Raw genomic sequence first — 19,658 nt, 5'->3', positions numbered from 1 at the left:
CGAGCGGTACCAGGAGGGCCCGGGCACCCGCCCGGGCCCTTCCGCGTTCCCGCAGGACGCCGTGCCCGCAGGACGCCGTGCCCGCAGGACGCCGTGCCCGCAGGACCCTCCGCCGGCTACTTGAGCGCGCTGAGGACGACGCTGACGATGCCGGCCTTGGCCAGCCGCCCCGCGGTGCCGGTGAGGACGGTGGGCTTCATCGAGTCGTCCGGGTGGACCAGCTGCAGCAGTCCGTCCCGCCGGCCGAGGCTCAGGCACTGCACGACGTACTTGAACGAGAACGGCTTCGAGGTGCGCCCGTCGAGCAGCTTGCCGACGTACTGGCCCTGCGGCAGCGCGGTGGCGCAGCCCATCCGCAGGGTGCCGACGCCGGGGACGGTGACCGCGGCGGCGTCGCCGACCACGTGGACGTCCGGGTGCGAGAGCGACCGCAGGTGGTCGTCGACCAGGGCCCGGCCGTGCTCGTCCACGGCCAGTCCGGCCTCGGCGGCCAGCGGGTGCGGCTCCATCGAGGCGGCCCACACGGTGAGGTCGGCCCCGATCGGGCCGGCGCTGGTGCGCAGCCCGTCCGGGGCGACCTCGGTGACGGTGGCGTTGTCGTGGACGGCGACGCCGAGCCGGTCGAGGACGCGCCGGATGTGGGCGCGGCCCTTGGGCGAGTAGATGCCGCCGACCTGTCCGGCCGCGACGATCCGCACCCGCCAGTCGGGGTGGGCCTCGGCGAGTTCGGTGGCCAGTTCGATGCCGGTGGCGCCGCCGCCGACGACGGCCAGGGTGCCGGGGCGGTCGGCCTCGCGGATCAGGCGCCGAACCTCGGCGGCGCGCTCCACGGGGTGGGCGTGCTCGGCGGCGCCGGGGACGCCGTGCCAGGCGGTGCGGCTGCCGAGGGCGTAGACCAGGGTGTCGTAGCCGAGGGTGGTGCCGTCGTCCAGGATGACCTTGTGTCCGGCCGGGTCGATGTCGACGGCCCGGGCCCGGCGGTGCTCGATCCGGCGGCCGCGGGCCAGTTCGCCGATGGCGGGCCAGTCGCGGCCGCGGCCGGCTGCGGTCTCGTGCTGGCGGATGCGGTGCAGGAGCCGCTCCTCGGGGGCGATCAGGGTGACGGTGTGGTGCCGTCCGGCGCCCTTGGCCGCGGTGAGTCCGGCGTACCCGGCGCCCAGTACGACGATCCGCTTGCCGGTGCTGGTGGTGCTGCTCATCTCGTCCGCCTCCTCGCGAGGTCGCTCCGGTGGAGCGCTGTTCGGGAGGGGGACGACGCGGCCGGTCAGGATGTGACGGTGACCTGCGTCACAGGTTCGCGGGGGTTCGTGTCAGGGTGCCGTGACCGGGCTGATCCGGGTGAGCTTCTCGGGGTTGACCACGACGTACGCCTCGGTGATCCGCCCGTCGGCCAGGGCGAAGGCCACCACGCCGGTGACGGCGCCGGTGGCCTTCTCGTACCAGAGCAGGCCCGGCTCGCCGTTGACCGTCGCGTAGCCGAGCCCGAACTCGGGGGTGAACCACTTGTCGACCAGGCCGACCACCAGACGGCCCACCTTGTCGGCGCCGCGCACCGGACGGGCGGCGGCGCGGACGATGCCGCCGCCGTCGGCGTGCCAGACCACGTCCGGGTCGAGGACCTCCATCAGGCCCAGGATGTCGCCCTTGGCGCAGGCGGAGGCGAACGCCTCGACGGCCCGGCGGTGCTCGGCCGGGTCGGCGCCGTCGAAGTGCCCGCCGCCGTCCTTGACCCGGCGGCGGGCCCGGGACGCGAGCTGGCGGGTGGCGTCGGGGGTGCGGTCCAGGGAGGCGGCGATGTCCTCGAAGCCGACCGCGAACACGTCGTGGAGCACGAGGGCGGCCCGCTCGGCCGGGCTGAGCTGCTCCAGGACGGCGAGCAGGGCGAGCGAGACGGACTCACCGCGTTCGGCCAGCTCGGCGGGGGAGTCGGGGACGCTCGTGTAGGAGACGGACGGCTCCGGCAGCCACTCGCCGTAGTAGGCCTCGCGGCGGGCCCGGGCGGAACCGAGCTGGTCGTAGCAGAGCCGGGTGACCACGGTGGTGAGGAAGGCGCGCGGGTCGGCGACGGCGGCGCGGTCGGCGGCCTGCCAGCGCAGCCAGGCGTCCTGGAGGACGTCCTCGGCGTCGGTGAAGGAGCCGAGCAGCCGGTAGGCGACCGAGCCCAGGTAGCGGCGGTTCGTCTCGAAGGCGTCGGGGGCTGCGGGCTGGGCGGTCACGGGAGTCACGGTAGCGAACGCCGCCGCCCTCTGCGAAGGCCCGGGCGCGCGAAGGGCCGGGACGGATGGGTCCCGTCCCGGCCCGTTGCATGAGGACGCGTCAGTCGACCTCGGCCACGGCCTCCACGAACTGCGCCTGGTACAGCCGGGCGTACGCGCCGCCGGCGGAGATCAGCTCGTCGTGCGAGCCCTGCTCCACGATCGAGCCGTTCTCCATCACCAGGATCACGTCGGCGTCCCGGATGGTGGAGAGCCGGTGGGCGATCACGAAGCTGGTGCGGCCGGTGCGCAGCCGGGCCATGGCCCGCTGGATCAGCACCTCGGTACGGGTGTCGACCGAGCTGGTCGCCTCGTCCAGGACCAGGATGGACGGCTGGGCGAGGAACGCCCGGGCGATGGTGATCAGCTGCTTCTCGCCCGCGCTGACGCCGGCGCCCTCGTCGTCGAGGACGGTGTCGTAGCCGTCCGGCAGGGTGCGGACGAAGCGGTCGACGTGGGCGGCCTTGGCGGCCTCGACGACCTGCTCGCGGGTGGCGCCCTGGGCGCCGTAGGCGATGTTGTCGGCGATGGTGCCGCCGAACAGCCAGGTGTCCTGGAGCACCATGCCGATGCCCGAGCGCAGGTCCTCGCGGGACATCGCGGCGATGTCCACCCCGTCCAGGGTGATCCGCCCGCCGCTGACTTCGTAGAACCGCATCAGCAGGTTGACCATGGTGGTCTTGCCGGCGCCGGTGGGGCCGACGATGGCCACGGTCTGGCCGGGCTCGACCTTGAGCGAGAGGTCCTCGATGAGCGGCTTGTCCGGGTCGTAGCGGAAGGACACGTCCTGGAAGACGACCCGGCCGCGGACCGCGTCCGGCTTCTCGGGCATGGCCGGCTCGGGGCTCTGCTCGGGGGCGTCCAGCAGCTCGAAGACGCGCTCGGCGGAGGCGACCCCGGACTGCACCAGGTTGGCCATGCTGGCGACCTGGGTGAGCGGCTGGCTGAACTGGCGGGAGTACTGGATGAAGGCCTGCACGTCGCCGATGGACAGCGAGCCGCTGGCCACCCGCAGACCGCCGACGACCGCGACCAGTACGTACTGCAGGTTGCCGATCAGCATCATCGCGGGCTGGATGATCCCGGAGATGAACTGGGCCCGGAAGCTGGAGTGGAAGAGTGCCTCGTTGTGCTCGCGGAAGGTCTCGGCGGACTCGTGCTGCCGGCCGAACACCTTGACCAGGGTGTGGCCGGTGTACATCTCCTCGATGTGGGCGTTGAGTTGGCCGGTGGACCGCCACTGCTGGACGAACTGCGGCTGGGCCCGCTTGCCGACCTTGGCGGCGACGACCACCGACAGCGGCACCGAGACCAGCGCGATCACGGCGAGCAGCGGGGAGATCCAGAACATCATCGCCAGCACACCGACCACGGTGAGCAGCGAGTTGACCACCTGTCCCATGGTCTGCTGCATGGACTGGCCGATGTTGTCGATGTCGTTGGTGACCCGGCTGAGCACCTCGCCGCGCGGCTGCTTGTCGAAGTAACTCAGCGGCAGCCGGGCCAGTTTGGCCTCGACGTCCTGGCGCAGCCGGTAGCCGGCCGACTGGATCGCCTTGGTGGCCAGGCGGCCCTGGATGATGCTGAGGACGGCGGAGGCGACGTAGATGCCGAGCACCCAGAGCAGGATGGAGCCGATGGCGCCGAAGTCCATGCCGTGGCCGGGGGTGAAGTCGACGGCGGAGAGCAGGTCGGCGACGCCGCCCTCGCCGTGGGCGCGCAGCCCGGCGATGACCTCGGTCTTGGAGGTGCCGGGCTGGAAGCGGGCGCCGACGACACCGGCGAAGATCAGGTCGGTGGCCTCGCCGAGGATCTTGGGGCCGATGACGGCGCAGCCGATGCTGACCACGCCGAGCAGCAGGACGCCGATCAGCAGGATGCGCTCGGGGCGCAGCAGGCCGAGCACGCGCTTGCCGGAGCCCTTGAAGTCCATGGACTTCTCGGCGCCCTGGCCGCCCATGAAGCGACCCGGTCCGGCCGGGCCGCGGCGGGCGGCGGCGGCCTGCGAGTCGCTGGGGAGTCTGTCCGCCGGCTTGCCCGAGGGCTTCTCGGCGGGATTTCCGGGGCTGGTCACGCCGCCTCCTGCTCGGTGAGCTGGGAGAGCACGATCTCCCGGTACGTCGGGTTGTCGGCCATCAGTTCACGGTGGGTGCCGGCGCCGACGACCGCGCCCTCGTCGAGGACGATGATCCGGTCGGCGTCGCGGATGGTGGACACGCGCTGGGCGACGATCAGGACGGTGGCGTCGGCGGTCTCGTGGGCGAGGGCCTTGCGCAGCTTGGCGTCGGTGGCGTAGTCGAGTGCGGAGAAGGAGTCGTCGAAGAGGTAGACGTCGGGCTTGCGCACCAGCGCGCGGGCGATGGCCAGGCGCTGGCGCTGACCGCCGGAGACGTTGCTGCCGCCCTGGGCGATCGGGGCGTCCAGGCCCTCGGCCAGCTTCTCGACGAACTCCTTGGCCTGGGCGATCTCCAGGGCGTGCCAGAGCTCCTCGTCGGTGGCGTCGGGACGGCCGTAGCGCAGGTTGCTGGCGACGGTGCCGGAGAACAGGTACGGCTTCTGCGGGACGATGCCGACGCTCTCGGCGATCGCCTCGGGGGCGAGGTCGCGCACGTCCACGCCGTCCAGCAGGACCTGCCCGCCGGTGGCGTCGAAGAGCCGGGGGACGAGGCCGAGCAGGGTGGACTTGCCGCTGCCGGTGGAGCCGATGATGGCGGTGGTCTCGCCGGGGCGGGCGGTGAGGTCGATGCCCCGCAGCACCGAGGCCTCGGCGCCGGGGTAGCGGAAGTCGACGTCGCGCAGCTCCAGGTTGCCGCGGCGCAGCACCTCGGTGATCGGCGCGGACGGCGGGACGACGCTGGAGGTGGTGGCGAGGACCTCTTCGATGCGTTCGGCGCAGACCTCGGCGCGCGGCACCATCATGAACATGAAGGTGGCCATCATGACGCTCATCAGGATCTGCAACAGGTAGGAGAGGAAGGCGGTCAGCGCGCCGATCTGCATGTCGTGGCTGTCGATGCGGTGGGCGCCGAACCAGAGCACCGCGACGCTGGAGAGGTTCACGACCAGCATCACGGCCGGGAACATCATGGACATCAGTCGGCCGACGTGCCGGGCGGTCTGGGTGAGGTCCTCGTTGGCGGTGGCGAAGCGGGCCTGCTCGTGGTCGTCCTTGACGAAGGCGCGGATCACCCGGATGCCGGTGATCTGCTCGCGCAGCACCCGGTTCACGGTGTCGATCTTCTTCTGCATGCTGCGGAACTGGGGCCGCAGTGCGCGGACCAGCAACGTGACGACGATGCCGAGCGCGGGGATGACGGCGAGCAGCAGGCCGGACAGCGGGACGTCCTGGTTGAGCGCCATGATGATGCCGCCGACGCACATGATCGGCGCGGCCACCATCAGGGTGAAGCTCATCAGGGCCAGCATCTGGACCTGCTGGACGTCGTTGGTGGTGCGGGTGATCAGGGAGGGCGCGCCGAACTCGCCGACCTCGCGGGCGGAGAAGCCCTGCACCCGGTCGAAGACGGAGGCCCGGAGGTCCCGGCCGAAGGCCATCGCCGTGCGGGCGCCGAAGTAGACGGCGCCGATCGAGCAGAGGGCCTGGACCAGGGTGATGCCGATCATCACCGCCCCCACGCGCATGATGTAGCCGGTGTCACCCTTGACCACGCCGCTGTCGATGATGTCGGCGTTGAGCGTCGGCAGGTAGAGCGCCGCGAGGGTGGACACCAGCTGGAGTACCACCAGCAAGGTGATCGGTCGGGAATATGGGCGCAGGTACGCCCGGAGCAGTCTGATCAGCACTGGCACACTCTTGTCGTCGCCGGTCGGGTTCGCACCCCAATTCTCGTTGTTCTGCGGCGTCGCACAGACGATTCGGGGGCTGTCCGGCTGAGGTTTGCCGGGCCTTTGCCAAGCCCTCCCACGGATCCGGGTGCGGACGGGCCGTCCGCGGCCCCCGCGCCCGGGCACCGGCGCCGCGACGCCGTGCCAGCTGGATCCGCCCCCTTACGGAATGACCGATTTCCCCCTAGGCTGCTGACTACGCCCTTGTTACTGACCGGTACCGCTCAGGTAAACCGGGGCCCGGCGACCGCCCCCACGGGCGCCGCAATCCCTCAGACGGCCACCCGCCCCCGGAGGTCCTCGTTGAGTTCCGCGCAGTCCCTGATCGACTCCGGCAGTGCCGACATCGTCGCCGGGCGTCCCGCCTCCGTCGCCCACCTGTTCCTGGAGCGCGTCGCCGCCACCCCGAACACCGAGGCCTACCGCTACCCCGCCCCGGTGGACGAGCACGCCGCGGACGGTGCCCCGGGCGCCGAGCAGTGGCGCTCGCTCACCTGGGCGCAGACCGCCGTACGGGTCAAGGCGGTGGCGGCCGGCCTGATGGCGCTCGGCATCCAGGCGGAGGACCGGGTCGCGCTGGCCTCCTCCACCCGGCTCGACTGGATCATCGCCGACCTCGGGGCCATGTGCGCGGGCGCCGCCATCACCACGGTCTACCCCAGCACCAACGCCGACGAGACCGCCTTCATCCTCTCCAACTCCGGCTCCAAGGCACTGTTCGCCGAGAACGCGGCCCAGCTTGCCAAGGTCGTCGAGCAGATCGAGCACCTGCCCGAGCTGCGCACCGTCATCCTCTTCGACGCCCCCGAGGAGACCCCGGCGACGGCCGGGCTGGAACTGCTCACCCTCGCCGAGCTGGAGCAGCGCGGCGCGGAGTACCTGGAGCAGCACCCGGACGCGATCGAGAAGGCCGTGGCCGCGCTCGACAAGGAGCAGCTGGCCACCCTCATCTACACCTCCGGCACCACCGGCCGCCCCAAGGGCGTGCGCCTGGTGCACGACTGCTGGGCGTACGAGGGCCGGGCGCAGGAGGCCAGCGGGCTGCTGCGCTCCGACGACGTCCAGTTCATGTGGCTGCCGCTGTCGCACGTGTTCGGCAAGACGCTGATCTCGGGGCAGATCGCCACCGGTCACGTGATGGCGGTGGACGGCCGGGTCGACCGGATCATCCACAACCTGCCGGTCATCCGGCCGACCGTCATGGCCTCCGCGCCGCGCATCTTCGAGAAGGTCTACAACGGCATCGCCGGCCGGGCCCGGGCCGAGGGCGGCGCCAAGTACAAGATCTTCATGTGGGCCGCCAAGGTGGCCCGCGAGCACGCCCGGGCGGTCCAGGAGAGCCGGGTCGCCACCGGCGCCGGCAGCGCCCCGCTGGCCCTGAGGGTGCAGCACTCGTTGGCCGACAAGCTGGTGTACGCCAAGATCCGGGCGGCCTTCGGCGGCCGGCTGCGCGGGGCCGTCTCCGGCAGCGCGGCGCTCGCCCCCGAGATCGGCTACTTCTTCCTCGGTGCCGGGGTGCCGATCCTGGAGGGCTACGGCCTCTCCGAGACCAGCGCCGGCTCCTGCGTCAACCGCGAGGAGGACGTGCGGATCGGCACGGTGGGCCGCGCGCTGCCCGGCACCGAGGTGCGGATCGCCGAGGACGGCGAGATCCTGCTGCGCGGCCCCGGCGTGATGCGCGGCTACCACAACCTGCCGGACAAGACCGCCGAGGTGCTGGAGCCGGACGGCTGGTTCCACACCGAGGACATCGGCGAGCTGAGCGCCGACGGCTTCCTGCGGATCACCGACCGCAAGAAGGACCTGTTCAAGACCTCCGGCGGCAAGTACGTGGCGCCCAGCGAGGTCGAGGGCAAGTTCAAGGCGGTCTGCCCGTTCGTCAGCAACATCCTGGTGATCGGCAACGGCCGCAACTTCTGCACCGCGCTGATCGGCCTGGACGAGTCGGTGCTGATGCCGTGGGCCGCCGAGCACGGCCTGGCCGGCCGGACCTACGCCGAGCTGGCCGGGGAGCCGGCCGTGCGCCAGCTGATCGAGGGCTTCGTGAAGCGGGTCAACGCCGACCTCCAGCGCTGGCAGACGATCAAGAAGTTCCACCTGCTGCCGCGCGACCTCGACATCGAGCACGGCGAGCTCACCCCGAGCCTGAAGATCAAGCGCCCGGTGGTCGAGCAGACCTACGCCGACGCGGTGGCCGCGATGTACGCGGGCGCCAACGAGGCCTGAGCCCGGCTCCCGTACGGTCCGCGCGGGGTTCGCGGGCCGTACGGGACAATGGGGTCATGCCCTCCGCACTCCCCGACGGCGAACCGGTGCCGTCCGACGGTTCCCTGCCCGCCCACGCCCTCACCGGGCTGGGGCAACGGCCGTTCGGCTTCTACCTGCACGTGCCGTACTGCGCCAGCCGCTGCGGCTACTGCGACTTCAACACCTACACGGCCACCGAGCTGCGCTCCTCGGGGGCGGTCGCCTCGCAGGAGACCTACGCCGACAACGTGGTCGCCGAGATCCGGCTGGCCCGGAAGGTGCTGGGGGACACGGACCTCCCGGTGCGGACCGTCTTCCTCGGCGGCGGCACCCCCACCCTGCTGCCGGCCCGCGACCTGGTGAAGATGCTCGCCGCACTGCGCGAGGAGTTCGGGCTCGCCCCGGACGCCGAGGTCACCACCGAGGCCAACCCGGAGTCCGTCGACCCGGCGTACCTGGCCGAGCTGCGCGAGGGCGGCTACAACCGGATCTCCTTCGGCATGCAGAGCGCCCGCCCGCACGTCCTCCAGCTGCTCGACCGCCACCACACCCCGGGCCGCCCCGAGGCCTGCGTGGCCGAGGCCCGCGAGGCCGGCTTCGAGCACGTCAACCTCGACCTGATCTACGGCACCCCCGGCGAGTCCGACGACGACTGGCGGGCCTCCCTGGACGCGGCGATCGGCGCCGGACCGGACCACGTCTCCGCGTACTCCCTGATCGTCGAGGAGGGCACCCGGCTGGCCGCCCGGGTCAAGCGCGGCGAACTGCCGATGATCGACGACGACGTGCACGCCGACCGCTACCTCATCGCCGAGCAGGCGCTCAGCGCGGCCGGCTACTCCTGGTACGAGGTCTCCAACTGGGCCACCACCCCCGAGGGCCGCTGTCGCCACAACGAGCTCTACTGGACCGGCGCCGACTGGTGGGGCACCGGCCCCGGCGCCCACAGCCACGTCGGCGGCGTCCGCTGGTGGAACGCCAAGCACCCCGCCGCCTACGCCCAGTCCCTCACCGAGGGCCGCACCCCGGCCCTGGGCCGCGAACTCCTCTCGGACGAGGACCGCCGGGTCGAACGCATCCTGCTGGAACTGCGCCTGGTCGACGGCGTCCCGCTCGACCTGCTGACCGACGTGGGCCGCAAGGCCGCCGCCCGGGCTCTGGCCGACGGCCTCCTCGCCGCAGAGCCGTACGAGCAGGGCCGCGCCGCCCTGACCCTCCAGGGGCGACTGCTGGCGGACGCGGTCGTGCGTGACCTGGTGGACTGAGTGTCGTTAACGTGGTGTCAGCCGTCGGAGGGAGCGCGCAATGACCGCCATCGATGACCGGGTGACGGGGATCTTCGAGAACCTGGAGGTCCCGGAAGGCTTCAAAGCCGAGCTCATCAGGGGAGAAATCGTGATGATGGCCGGGCCGGACATGGTCCACAACATCATTGTCGAAGCCATCCGAGACCAGATCCCCCGGGCAGGGTGGCACCGCCTGACCACGCAGGACATCGATCTTCCCGGATTGACGAGCGAGCCCCAGCCGGATCTGGTCGTGTTCGAGCGGGACGCCATTGAGGGTCCGGGTCGCTTGATCCCCTCGCCCTTCCTCACGCTGGTGGTCGAGGTCGTCTCCAAGACGAGCGTGCTCCGTGACTACCAGACCAAGCGGGAGCTGTACGCCGAGGGCACGATTCCCGCGTATCTGATCGTTGACCCGCTCAAGGGCGTCTGTGTGCTGCTGACCGAGCCGACCCGGTCGAGCGCCTCCGGGCTGCCGGACTACGTGTCCGCGCGGACCACCAAGTTCGGCGAGCCCATTCCGGTGGATCTGCTCGGCGTCACGCTCGACACCTCGGAGTTCCAGACCTACGCCTGAGTGGCCGTTGGCGGGCCTGCCGGGGAAGCTGCATGGGTGGCTTCCCCGGCGTCGTCGGTCTGTTCATCCGGGTAGCCGATGGCGGAGAAGTCGATCTTGCCCTCGTGGACCATCGCGCGCATCCGGGCCAGTGCGTTGGCCCGGCGGTGCCGAAGCGCCACGTCGCCATGGTCGTTGGTTCGAGGCACGGTGGCCATTCTTCATCAGTCCGGCAAGGTCGCGAAGTCGATCAACTCCTCGACCTTGCCCAGCAGCTCGGGCTCCAGGTCCTTGTAGCTGTTCACCTTCGACAGGATGTGCTTCCAGGCCGCCGGGGTGTCCACCGGCCAGCCGAGGCGGCGGCAGGTGCCCTCCTTCCAGTCCTCGCCGCGGGGGACGGCGGGCCAGGCGGGGATGCCGACGGAGGCGGGCTTCACGGCCTGCCAGACGTCGATGTAGGGGTGGCCGACGACCAGGACCGAGTCGCCGGTGACCTGGGCGGCGATGCGGTGCTCCTTGGTGCCGGGGAGCAGGTGGTCGACCAGGACGCCGAGGCGGCGGCCGGGGCCGGGGGCGAAGTCGGCGACGATCGCCGGGAGGTCGTCGATGCCTTGGAGGTATTCGACGACGACGCCCTCGATGCGCAGGTCGTCACCCCAGACCCGTTCGACCAGTTCGGCGTCGTGCCGGCCCTCGACGTAGATGCGGGACTCGCGGGCGACCCGGGCGCGGGCGCCGGGGAGGGCGATCGAGCCGGAGGCGGTGCGGCCGGGCGTGCGGGGCGCCGCCGGGCCGGTGGGGCGGACCAGGGTGACGACCTTGCCCTCCAACAGGAAGCCGCGCGGGACCATCGGGAAGACCCGGTGCTTGCCGAAGCGGTCCTCCAGGGTGACGGTGAACCCCTCGGCGGTCTTCTCGCAGCGCACCACCGCCCCGCAGAAGCCGGTGGCGTTCTCCTCGACCACCAGGTCCCGCTCGGCGGGCACCTCCGGTGCGGGGGTCTGCTTCTTCCACGGCGGGGTGAGGTCGGGTCCGTACTGGCGGCTGCGCATACGGGTGATCATAGGGATGACGGACGGACCGTCAGAGGCCCGGCGCGCCCCAGACCGGGAACCAGCGGCTCAGGTCCTTCTCCAACCGGAGGTCGTTCCCCAGCATCGCGTTGACCTGCAGCTCCAGCGGGCTGTTGCGCCGCTCCCCGCCACCGGGCATCGGGGCGAAGGGGTAGAAGCTGCCGCGCTTGTAGAGGTAGACCAGGGCCAGCGACTGCCCCTCGCCGTTCCGGAAGCAGACCAGCGAGCAGAGCAGCTGCGGCCCGAAGCCGTTCGCCTCCAGCTCGCTGTTGACCGCGTGCAGGTCGTTCACCAGCTCCGGCAGCTCCCCGGGCTGGTGCCGGGCGAGCAGCCAGGAGTAGCCGTAGCCGTCCTTGGAGGCCTCCACCGGTACGCCGCCGCGCTCGGTGTCGGCGTCCAGCAGCGCCCGGACCTGCTGCTCGACCTGGACGAAGGCCGCGCCCTCGACGGCCGCGAAGCAGACCGAGCCGAGCCCGGTGGGGAGGAACCCGGCCCCGGCCTCCAGGGTGAGCGCGGCGGACGGCACGCCGAACAGCTGGTCGAGGTCGGGCTTGACGGGCTTGCTGCGGCCGAACAGGGCGTCCAGGAATCCCACGGTGGTCCTTTCCTCAACGGGAATCAGCGGCCGAGCTGCTCGGAGATCTTCGCCAGCTGCGCCAGCCGCTTCTCCAGCGTCGGGTGGGTGGAGAGCAGCTGGGAGGCGGTCTCCCGGGCGCTCAGCGCGGGGGCGAAGTAGAAGGCGTTGTACGGCTGCGACTTGCGCAGGTCCTCGGTGGGGATGGCCGCGATCTGCCCGGTCACCTTGGTCAGGGCCGAGGCCAGGGCGCTGGGCCGGCCGGTGAGTTGGGCGGCGGCCCGGTCGGCGGCCAGTTCGCGGTAGCGGGAGAGCAGCCGGGTGAGCAGGAAGCTGATCGCGTAGACGACCACCGACACCAGCGGGATGATCAGCGCCGCAATGGCCGCGTTCTGGTCGTTGTTGTTGCGCCCGCCGCCCATGAACCCGCCGTACATGGCGATCCGGGTCATCGCCCCGGCGAGCACGCCGAGGAAGCCGGCGATGGTCATCACCGCGACGTCCCGGTGGGCGACGTGCGACAGCTCGTGCGCCAGGACGCCTTCCAGCTCCTCGGGTTCGAGCCGGCGCAGCAGGCCGGTGGTGACGCAGACCACGGCGTTCTGCGGGTTGCGGCCGGTGGCGAAGGCGTTCGGCATGTCGTTGTCGGCGACCGCCACGCGGGGCTTGGGCATGTCGGCCAGGGCGCAGAGCCGGTCGATGGTGCCGTGCAGCTGGGGGTACTGCTCCTCGGTCACCTGGCGGGCGCCCATCGCCCGTTCGGTGATCTTGTCGCTGAACCAGAACTGGGCCACGAACAGCCCGCCGGAGATCAGCACGATCAGCGGCCAGGCCCCGCGCAGCAGCGCGATCAGCAGGCCCGTGAAACCGACGTACAGCAGCCCGATCACGAACATCGTCGCGACCATGCGGCTGGTCAGGCCGCGGTCGGGCGCGAAACGGGTGTGCTGGCCCGAGCTCGACATCTCTTGCTCCTCCGTTCGCCGTCGCTTTCGATGCTGCCACCCGGACGGCCCCAGGGCACCACCCCCGCGCCGCGAGTTGCGGCGGAAGGGGCCGTGCCCTGGGACTGCGGGCAGGATCACTCCGGCCGGGCCGTTCCTGGGACAGGACCCGGGCCTTACACTGGCAGGTACGGTTCTGGCACTCGTGTGCGCAGAGTGCCAGGGTCGGGGTCCTCCCGGAGCGGCCCGCAGCATCACAGACGGACAACGTGCGAAGACGGAGGTGCGTGCCCATGGCCGGTGAGGTCCGCCAGCTGGACGACCGCAAGCTCGCCGTTCTGCGTGCCATCGTCCAGGACTACGTGGGCACCGAGGAGCCGGTCGGCTCCAAGGCGCTCGTGGAGCGGCACAACCTCGGAGTCTCCCCGGCGACCGTGCGCAACGACATGGCGGCGCTGGAGGAGGAGGGCTACATCCACCAGCCGCACACCAGCGCCGGGCGCATCCCCACCGACAAGGGCTACCGGCTGTTCGTCGACAAGCTCGCCGAGATCAAGCCGATGACCGCCCCGGAGCGCCGGGCGATCCGGCACTTCCTGGACGGCGCCGTCGACCTGGACGACGTGGTCGCCCGCACGGTGCGGCTGCTCGCCCAGCTGACCCGGCAGGTCGCCGTGGTGCAGTACCCCTCGCTGACCCGCTCCACCGTCCGGCACATCGAGCTGGTGGCGCTGGCCCCGGCGAAGGTGATGCTGGTCCTGATCACCAACACCGGCCGGGTCGAGCAGCGGATGGTCGACTGCCCGGGCACGGTCGGTGAGACGGTCCTGGCGGACCTGCGGGCGCGGATCAACGTCCGGGCCGCCGGCCAGCGGCTGCCGGATGTCCCGGGCCTGCTGGAGGAGCTGCCGGCCACGTTCGACCAGATCGACCGGCCGACCGTCAGTACGGTCCTGGCGACCCTGTTCGAGGCGTTGGCCGAGCAGAACGAGGAGCGGATCATGCTGGCCGGCACGGCCAACCTGACGCGTTTCGGCCACGACTTCCCGCTCACCATCCAGCCGGTGCTGGAGGCCCTGGAGGAGCAGGTCGTCCTGCTCCGCCTCCTGGGTGAGACCGGGGACGCCGGGATGACGGTCCGGATCGGGCGGGAGATCGCGTACGAAGGGCTGAATTCCACCTCGGTGGTGTCGGTCGGCTACGGTTCGGGCGACGAGAGCGTGGCCAAACTCGGCGTGATCGGTCCGACCCGGATGGACTACCCGGGCACAATGGGGGCGGTGCGAGCCGTGGCACGGTACGTGGGTCAGATCCTGGCCGAGTCGTAGCAAGCAACCGGCGTCAGAATTCTGACGGCGGTGTCCAGTCGCACTACTACAGGCGGAACAAGCGGAGCATTTGGTGGCCACGGACTACTACGCGGTACTCGGCGTCCGACGGGATGCGGGGCAGGACGAGATCAAGAAGGCGTTCCGGCGCCTGGCACGCGAACTGCACCCGGACGTCAACCCGGACCCGAAGACGCAGGAGCGGTTCAAGGAGATCAACGCCGCTTACGAGGTGCTCTCCGATCCGCAGAAGCGCCAGGTCTACGACCTCGGCGGGGACCCGCTCTCACCGGGCGGCGGCGGCGCGGGCGGCTTCGGCGCCGGCGCGGCGGGCTTCGGCTTCTCCGACATCATGGACGCCTTCTTCGGCGCCGCGGCCGGGCAGCGCGGCCCGCGCTCGCGCACCCGCCGCGGCCAGGACGCCATGATCCGGCTGGAGATCACCCTGGAGGAGGCCGCCTTCGGCACCACCAAGGAACTCCAGGTCGACACCGCAGTCACCTGCACCACCTGCAGCGGCGAGGGCGCGGCCCCCGGCACCTCCGCGCAGACCTGCGACATGTGCCGCGGCAAGGGCGAGGTCTCCCAGGTCACCCGCTCCTTCCTGGGGCAGGTCATGACCTCCCGCCCCTGCCCGCAGTGCCAGGGCTTCGGCACCGTCGTGCCGACCCCGTGCCCCGAGTGCGCCGGCGACGGCCGGGTCCGCGCCCGCCGCACCCTGACCGTCAAGATCCCGGCCGGTGTCGACAACGGCACCCGGATCCAGCTGGCCGGCGAGGGCGAGGTCGGCCCCGGCGGCGGCCCGGCCGGCGACCTGTACGTCGAGATCGCCGAGACCACCCACAGCGTCTTCCAGCGGCGCGGGGACGACCTGCACTGCACCGTCACCATCCCGATGACGGCCGCCGCGCTCGGCACCCAGGTGCCGCTGCAGACCCTGGACGGGCTGGAGGAGGTCGACATCCGGCCCGGCACCCAGTCCGGCCAGTCGATCCCGCTGCACGGCCGGGGCATCACCCACCTGCGCGGGGGCGGCCGGGGCGACCTGATAGTGCACGTCGAGGTGCAGACGCCCACCAAGCTCGACGCCGAGCAGGAGGAGCTGCTGCGCCGGCTCGCCGTACTGCGCGGCGAGGAGCGTCCGTCCGGCCAGTTCGCGCCGGGCCAGCAGGGCCTGTTCTCGCGCCTGAAGGACGCCTTCAACGGCCGGTAAGCCGTCCGGGAGGGGGTGCCGGGGTTCAGGGCCCGACCTGAACGCCGGCACCCCCTTCGCGTTCCCGTTCCGCCACCCCCTCCGGAGGACCACCCCATGACCGCCCCCGTCTTCGTCGTCGAGACCGAGCGGATCGCCACCGCCGTGCCCGGGGCGCTGGTGCGCCTGGACGGGGCGGAGGGGCGGCACGCGGCCGCGGTGAAGCGGCTCGCGGCCGGTGAGGCGGTGACCCTGGCGGACGGGCTGGGGCTCGGGGTGGACGGGACGGTCGCCGAGGTGTTCGGCAAGGACGCGATCGACGTCACGGTGGCCGCCGTGCGCCGGGAGCCGGAGCCGGCGCCGCGGATCGTCGTCGTCCAGGCGCTGCCCAAGGGCGACCGCGGCGAGCTGGCCGTGGAGACCATGACCGAGGTCGGCGTGGACGTGGTGGTCCCCTGGGCGGCCTCGCGCTGCATCACCCAGTGGAAGGGCGAGCGCGGGGCCAAGGCGCTCGCCAAGTGGCGGGCCACCGCCCGGGAGGCGGGCAAGCAGTCCCGCCGGCTGCGCTTCCCCGAGGTGCGCGAGCCGATGACCACCAGGCAGCTGGCCCCGCTGCTGGCGCAGGCCTCCCTCGCCGCCGTGCTGCACGAGGAGGGTGCCGAGCCGCTGGCGCACGCCGCGCTGCCCGGGGCGGGGGACATCGTGCTGGTGGTCGGCCCGGAGGGCGGGGTCTCCCCGGAGGAGCTGGCGGCCTTCGCCGAGGCGGGCGCGAAGCCGTACCGGCTGGGCCCGTCGGTGCTGCGCACCTCCACCGCCGGGGTGGCCGCCGGGGCGCTGCTGCTGGGGCGCACCGGCCGCTGGTCGTGACGCCCGCTGGTCGTAGCCCCCGCTGGTCGTAACCCCCGCACGCCCTCGGGGACTTGCCGAAAACGGAGCGGCTCGTACCCGTACCTGCCTACGCTGGCCGGGTGACGGACTCCCTGAGCACCTCTGCGGGCGCCTATCCGCGCCACCCCCATCTGCACGGTGACCTGGTCACCTTCGTCGCCGAGGACGACGTCTGGCTGGCCCCGCTGGACGGCGGGCGGGCCTGGCGGCTGACGGCCGATCACCTGCCGGTGCACCACCCCCGGTTCTCGCCGGACGGGCGGCACATCGCCTTCTCCTCCACCCGGGACGGCGCCCCCGAGGTGCACGTGGTGCCGGTGGACGGCGGGCCGTCCCGGCGGCTCACCCACTGGGGCAGCGAGCAGACCCGGGTGCAGGGCTGGACGGCCGACGGCCGCCCGATCGCCACCACCAGCGCCGGGGAGGCCAGCGTGCGCCGCAGCTGGGCGCACGCGGTGCCGCTGGACGGCGGTGAGCCGGTGCGGCTGCCGTACGGGCCGGTCGGCGGGCTCGCCTTCGAGCCGGACGGGGACCGCGTGCTGCTGGTCACCGTCAACAACCGCGAGCCGGCCTGGTGGAAGCGCTACCGGGGCGGCCGGGCCGGCAAGTTGTGGCTGGGCCAGGACGAATTCACCCGCGTGCACGAGGAGTTGGACGGGCAGCTCGACTCCCCGCTGTGGGTGGCCGGTTCGCTGCAGAGCAGTCGGATCGCCTTCCTGTCCGACCACGAGGGCGTCGGCGAGCTGTGGTCCAGCCGCCCGGACGGCTCCGATCTGCGCCGTCACACCGATGGCCCGGACGGCTTCTACGCCCGCAACGCCACCACCGACGGCACCAGGGTGGTCCTCCACCGGGCCGGCGACCTCTGGCTGCTGGACGACCTGGACGGCGCCGCGCCGCGCCGCCTGGACATCCGGCTGGCCGGCCCGCGCACCGGCCGCCGCCCCCGCCCGGTGCACACCGCGCACTGGCTGGAGTCCGTCGCGCCCGACCGCACCGGCCGGGCCGGCGCCGTGGTGGTGCGCGGCGGCGTGCACTGGCTGACCCATCGCGAGGGCCCGGCCCGGGTGCTGGACGAGACTCCGGGCGTGCGCGCGCGGCTGGCCCGGGTGGTGCCGGGCGAGGACGGTGGCCAGGGCGTGCTGTGGGTGTCCGACGCCGAGGGCGAGGACGCCTTGGAGTACGCCCCCGCCGTCCACGGCGCCGAGCGGCGCCGGCTGGCCGCCGGGCAGCTCGGCCGGGTCAACTCGCTGGTGGTCTCCCCGGACGGCAAGCAGGCCGCGCTCGGCGTGCACGACGGCCGGGTGCTGCTGGTGGCGCTGGCCGACGGCGCCGTGCACGAGCTGGAGCGCAGCACCGACGGCGAGGTCAGCGGACTGGCGTTCAGCCCGGACTCGGCCTGGCTGGCCTGGTCCCGCCCGGTGCACGGGGTGGGCCCGTACTCGCTGCGCCAGATCGTGCTGGCCAACCTGGCCACCCGCACCGTCGGCGAGGTCACCCAGCAGCGCTTCGTCGACACCTCGCCCGCGTTCACCGCGGACGGCCGCTACCTGGCCTTCCTGTCGGTGCGCAACTTCGACCCGGTGTACGACGCGCACGTCTTCGACCTGTCCTTCCCGAACGGTTGCCGCCCGTACCTGGTCACGCTGGCCGCCGACACGCCGTCCCCGTTCGGGCCGCAGCGGGCCGGGCGGCCGCTCGGCGGGGAGGAGGACGAGCCCGGGTCGCGCAAGGCGGACGGTGAGGAGGGCGCGGCCGAGGCCGTGCCGGCGACCAGGGTGGACCTGGACGGCATCGCCGACCGGATCGTCCCGTTCCCGGTCGAGGGCGGCCGCTTCGACGCGCTGTGCGCCGCCAAGGACGGCGTGCTGTGGACCAGGGTGCCGCTGCTCGGTGAACTCGGCGACGAGGCGGCCTCGTTGGACGACGAGCGGCCCCGCCCGGTGCTGGAGCGCTTCGACCTCAGGAAGCGCCGAGCCGAGCAACTGGTGCACGGCGTCGACGGGTTCGCGGTGAGCGGGGACGGCACCCGGGTGGCCGTGCTGGACGAGGGCGAGCTGCGGATCGTGCCGGCCGACCACAAGGCGGGCGGCGAGGACGACGAGACCACCGTCGACCTCACCCGGCTGCGGGTGACCGTCGACCCGGCCGCCGAGTGGCGGCAGATGTACGCCGAGAGCGGCCGGCTGATGCGGGACAACTTCTGGCGCCCCGACCTCGGCGGCGTGGACTGGGCCGGGGTGCTGGAGCGCTACCGGCCGCTGGTCGAGCGGGTCGGCTCGCACGACGAACTGGTCGACCTGCTCTGGGAGGTGCACGGCGAACTCGGCACCTCGCACGCCTACGTGATCCCGTACGGCCGCTACACCGAGCCGGCCCGGCGCCAGGGCCTGCTCGGCGCCGACCTGGTGAAGGACGGCGACCAGTGGCGGATCGCCCGGATCCTGCCCGGTGAGTCCTCGGACCCGAGGGCCCGCTCGCCGCTGGCCGCGCCCGGCGCCGCGGTCCGCCCGGGCGACGCGGTGCTCGCCGTCAACGGCCGCCCGGTGGACCCGGTCACCGGCCCGGCGCCGCTGTTGGCCGGCACCGCCGGGCAGCCGGTCGAGCTGACCGTGGCCGGCAAGGACGGCACCGACCAGCGCCACCCGGTGGTCGTCCCGCTCGCCGACGAGGAGGCGCTGCGCTACCACGACTGGGTGGCCGGGCGGCGGGCCGCGACGCGCGAGCTGTCCGGCGGCCGGCTCGGCTACCTGCACATCCCGGACATGCAGACGGCCGGCTGGGCCCAGCTGCACCGGGACCTGAGCACCGAGATGGCCAGGGAGGGCGTGATCGTCGACGTCCGGGACAACCGGGGCGGCCACACCTCGCAGCTGGTGATCGAGAAGCTGGCCCGGCGGATCGTCGGCTGGAACGTCATCCGGGACACCGACCACCCGGTGCCCTACCCGATGGACGCCCCGCGCGGGCCGGTGGTCGCGCTCGCCAACGAGCTCTCCGGTTCGGACGGCGACGTGGTCAACGCCGCCGTCCAGGCGCTCGGGATCGGCCCGGTGGTCGGCACCCGCACCTGGGGCGGGGTGATCGGGATCGACAGCCAGTACCGGCTGGTCGACGGCACCCTGGTCACCCAGCCCAAGTACGCGTACTGGCTGGAGAACTACGGCTGGGGCGTGGAGAACCACGGCGTCGACCCGGACGTCGAGGTGTCGTTCGCCCCGCACCACTGGGCGGCCGGCGAGGACCCGCAGCTGGCCGAGGGCGTGCGGATCGCCCTCGCGGCGCTGGCCGAGACCCCGGCCCGTACGGGGCCGCCGCTGCCCTGGGCGTAGGCGGTCGGAGCACCCCGGAGGCGAGCGGGCGAGTCACGGGGGGGGGAAGCGGTGGGGGCGACCCCCCGCGCCGGGGACTGGGGAGGATGCGGGGCTGTCCTTTATCGGGGGGTTTGTCGACAAATTCCAGGGGAGGA

15 protein-coding genes are annotated in these 19,658 nt (G+C 72.5%); 7 read left to right on the top strand and 8 right to left on the bottom strand.

All coding sequences use genetic code 11. From position 1 onward, the window contains the following. Window positions 1-116: 116 nt before the first annotated feature. From ACFQ87_RS28865 to ACFQ87_RS28850, 4 genes are all read right to left on the bottom strand, one after another. A complete protein-coding gene (locus tag ACFQ87_RS28865; RefSeq protein WP_380613770.1) occupies window positions 117-1,199 on the bottom strand; it encodes an NAD(P)/FAD-dependent oxidoreductase in 1,083 nt (360 codons plus the stop codon). A gap of 111 nt (window positions 1,200-1,310) precedes the next feature. Further along, window positions 1,311-2,216, bottom strand: coding sequence for an RNA polymerase sigma factor SigJ (gene sigJ / locus ACFQ87_RS28860; RefSeq protein WP_380613769.1), 906 nt, complete (start codon window positions 2,214-2,216; stop codon window positions 1,311-1,313). Between the two features lie 100 nt (window positions 2,217-2,316). Next, window positions 2,317-4,329, bottom strand: coding sequence for an ABC transporter ATP-binding protein (locus ACFQ87_RS28855; protein ID WP_380613768.1), 2,013 nt, complete (start codon window positions 4,327-4,329; stop codon window positions 2,317-2,319). After that, window positions 4,326-6,059 (bottom strand): ABC transporter ATP-binding protein, encoded by a 1,734-nt coding sequence (locus tag ACFQ87_RS28850; protein WP_380613767.1) that lies wholly within the window; start codon window positions 6,057-6,059, stop codon window positions 4,326-4,328. The genes ACFQ87_RS28855 and ACFQ87_RS28850 overlap by 4 nt, the downstream gene beginning before the upstream one ends. A 345-nt stretch (window positions 6,060-6,404) precedes the next feature. Between ACFQ87_RS28850 and ACFQ87_RS28845 the strand changes: the two genes are divergently transcribed. From ACFQ87_RS28845 to ACFQ87_RS28835, 3 genes are read left to right on the top strand one after another with little or no spacing between them, the layout of a single operon-like run. Beyond that, a complete protein-coding gene (locus ACFQ87_RS28845; protein ID WP_380613766.1) occupies window positions 6,405-8,327 on the top strand; it encodes an AMP-dependent synthetase/ligase in 1,923 nt (640 codons plus the stop codon). A 56-nt stretch (window positions 8,328-8,383) separates the two neighbouring features. Beyond that, on the top strand, window positions 8,384-9,613 hold the full coding sequence (gene hemW / locus ACFQ87_RS28840) for a radical SAM family heme chaperone HemW (RefSeq protein WP_380613765.1): 1,230 nt from the start codon (window positions 8,384-8,386) through the stop codon (window positions 9,611-9,613). A gap of 40 nt (window positions 9,614-9,653) precedes the next feature. Next, on the top strand, window positions 9,654-10,211 hold the full coding sequence (locus ACFQ87_RS28835; protein WP_380613764.1) for a Uma2 family endonuclease: 558 nt from the start codon (window positions 9,654-9,656) through the stop codon (window positions 10,209-10,211). Here ACFQ87_RS28835 and ACFQ87_RS28830 read toward each other — a convergent pair. From ACFQ87_RS28830 to htpX, 4 genes are read right to left on the bottom strand one after another with little or no spacing between them, the layout of a single operon-like run. Then, on the bottom strand, window positions 10,202-10,399 hold the full coding sequence (locus ACFQ87_RS28830; RefSeq protein ID WP_380613763.1) for a hypothetical protein: 198 nt from the start codon (window positions 10,397-10,399) through the stop codon (window positions 10,202-10,204). The genes ACFQ87_RS28835 and ACFQ87_RS28830 overlap by 10 nt on opposite strands. 15 nt (window positions 10,400-10,414) lie before the next feature. Then, window positions 10,415-11,242, bottom strand: a complete 828-nt coding sequence (locus ACFQ87_RS28825; RefSeq protein WP_380613762.1) for a DUF3097 domain-containing protein — start codon at window positions 11,240-11,242, stop codon at window positions 10,415-10,417. 31 nt (window positions 11,243-11,273) lie between these two features. After that, entirely contained in the window at window positions 11,274-11,858 is a 585-nt protein-coding gene (locus ACFQ87_RS28820; protein ID WP_380613761.1) for a hypothetical protein, read from the bottom strand. 23 nt (window positions 11,859-11,881) lie between these two features. Then, on the bottom strand, window positions 11,882-12,802 hold the full coding sequence (htpX, locus tag ACFQ87_RS28815; protein ID WP_380613760.1) for a zinc metalloprotease HtpX: 921 nt from the start codon (window positions 12,800-12,802) through the stop codon (window positions 11,882-11,884). A 272-nt stretch (window positions 12,803-13,074) separates the two neighbouring features. On the opposite strand from htpX, the gene hrcA reads away from it, so the two are divergent. The 4 genes from hrcA to ACFQ87_RS28795 all read left to right on the top strand — a co-directional run bounded on the left by hrcA (window position 13,075) and on the right by ACFQ87_RS28795 (window position 19,521). After that, window positions 13,075-14,109 carry a heat-inducible transcriptional repressor HrcA gene (hrcA, locus tag ACFQ87_RS28810; protein WP_380613759.1) on the top strand — a complete coding sequence of 345 codons (1,035 nt, stop codon included), beginning with the start codon at window positions 13,075-13,077 and terminating at the stop codon, window positions 14,107-14,109. A gap of 73 nt (window positions 14,110-14,182) precedes the next feature. Further along, the gene (dnaJ, locus tag ACFQ87_RS28805; RefSeq protein ID WP_380613758.1) at window positions 14,183-15,322 is read left to right on the top strand and encodes a molecular chaperone DnaJ; all 1,140 of its coding nucleotides are present in this window, start codon (window positions 14,183-14,185) and stop codon (window positions 15,320-15,322) included. A 96-nt stretch (window positions 15,323-15,418) separates the two neighbouring features. Continuing rightward, on the top strand, window positions 15,419-16,168 hold the full coding sequence (locus tag ACFQ87_RS28800; protein ID WP_380613757.1) for a 16S rRNA (uracil(1498)-N(3))-methyltransferase: 750 nt from the start codon (window positions 15,419-15,421) through the stop codon (window positions 16,166-16,168). Window positions 16,169-16,269: 101 nt separating this feature from the next. Further along, window positions 16,270-19,521: a S41 family peptidase gene (locus ACFQ87_RS28795; protein WP_380613756.1), complete on the top strand. Its 3,252-nt coding sequence runs from the start codon at window positions 16,270-16,272 to the stop codon at window positions 19,519-19,521. Window positions 19,522-19,658: the final 137 nt, after the last annotated feature.

The sequence above is a fragment of the Kitasatospora sp. NPDC056531 genome (assembly GCF_042794375.1).
Classification (GTDB): domain Bacteria; phylum Actinomycetota; class Actinomycetes; order Streptomycetales; family Streptomycetaceae; genus Kitasatospora.
This window is presented reverse-complemented; position numbering and strand designations above follow the sequence as displayed.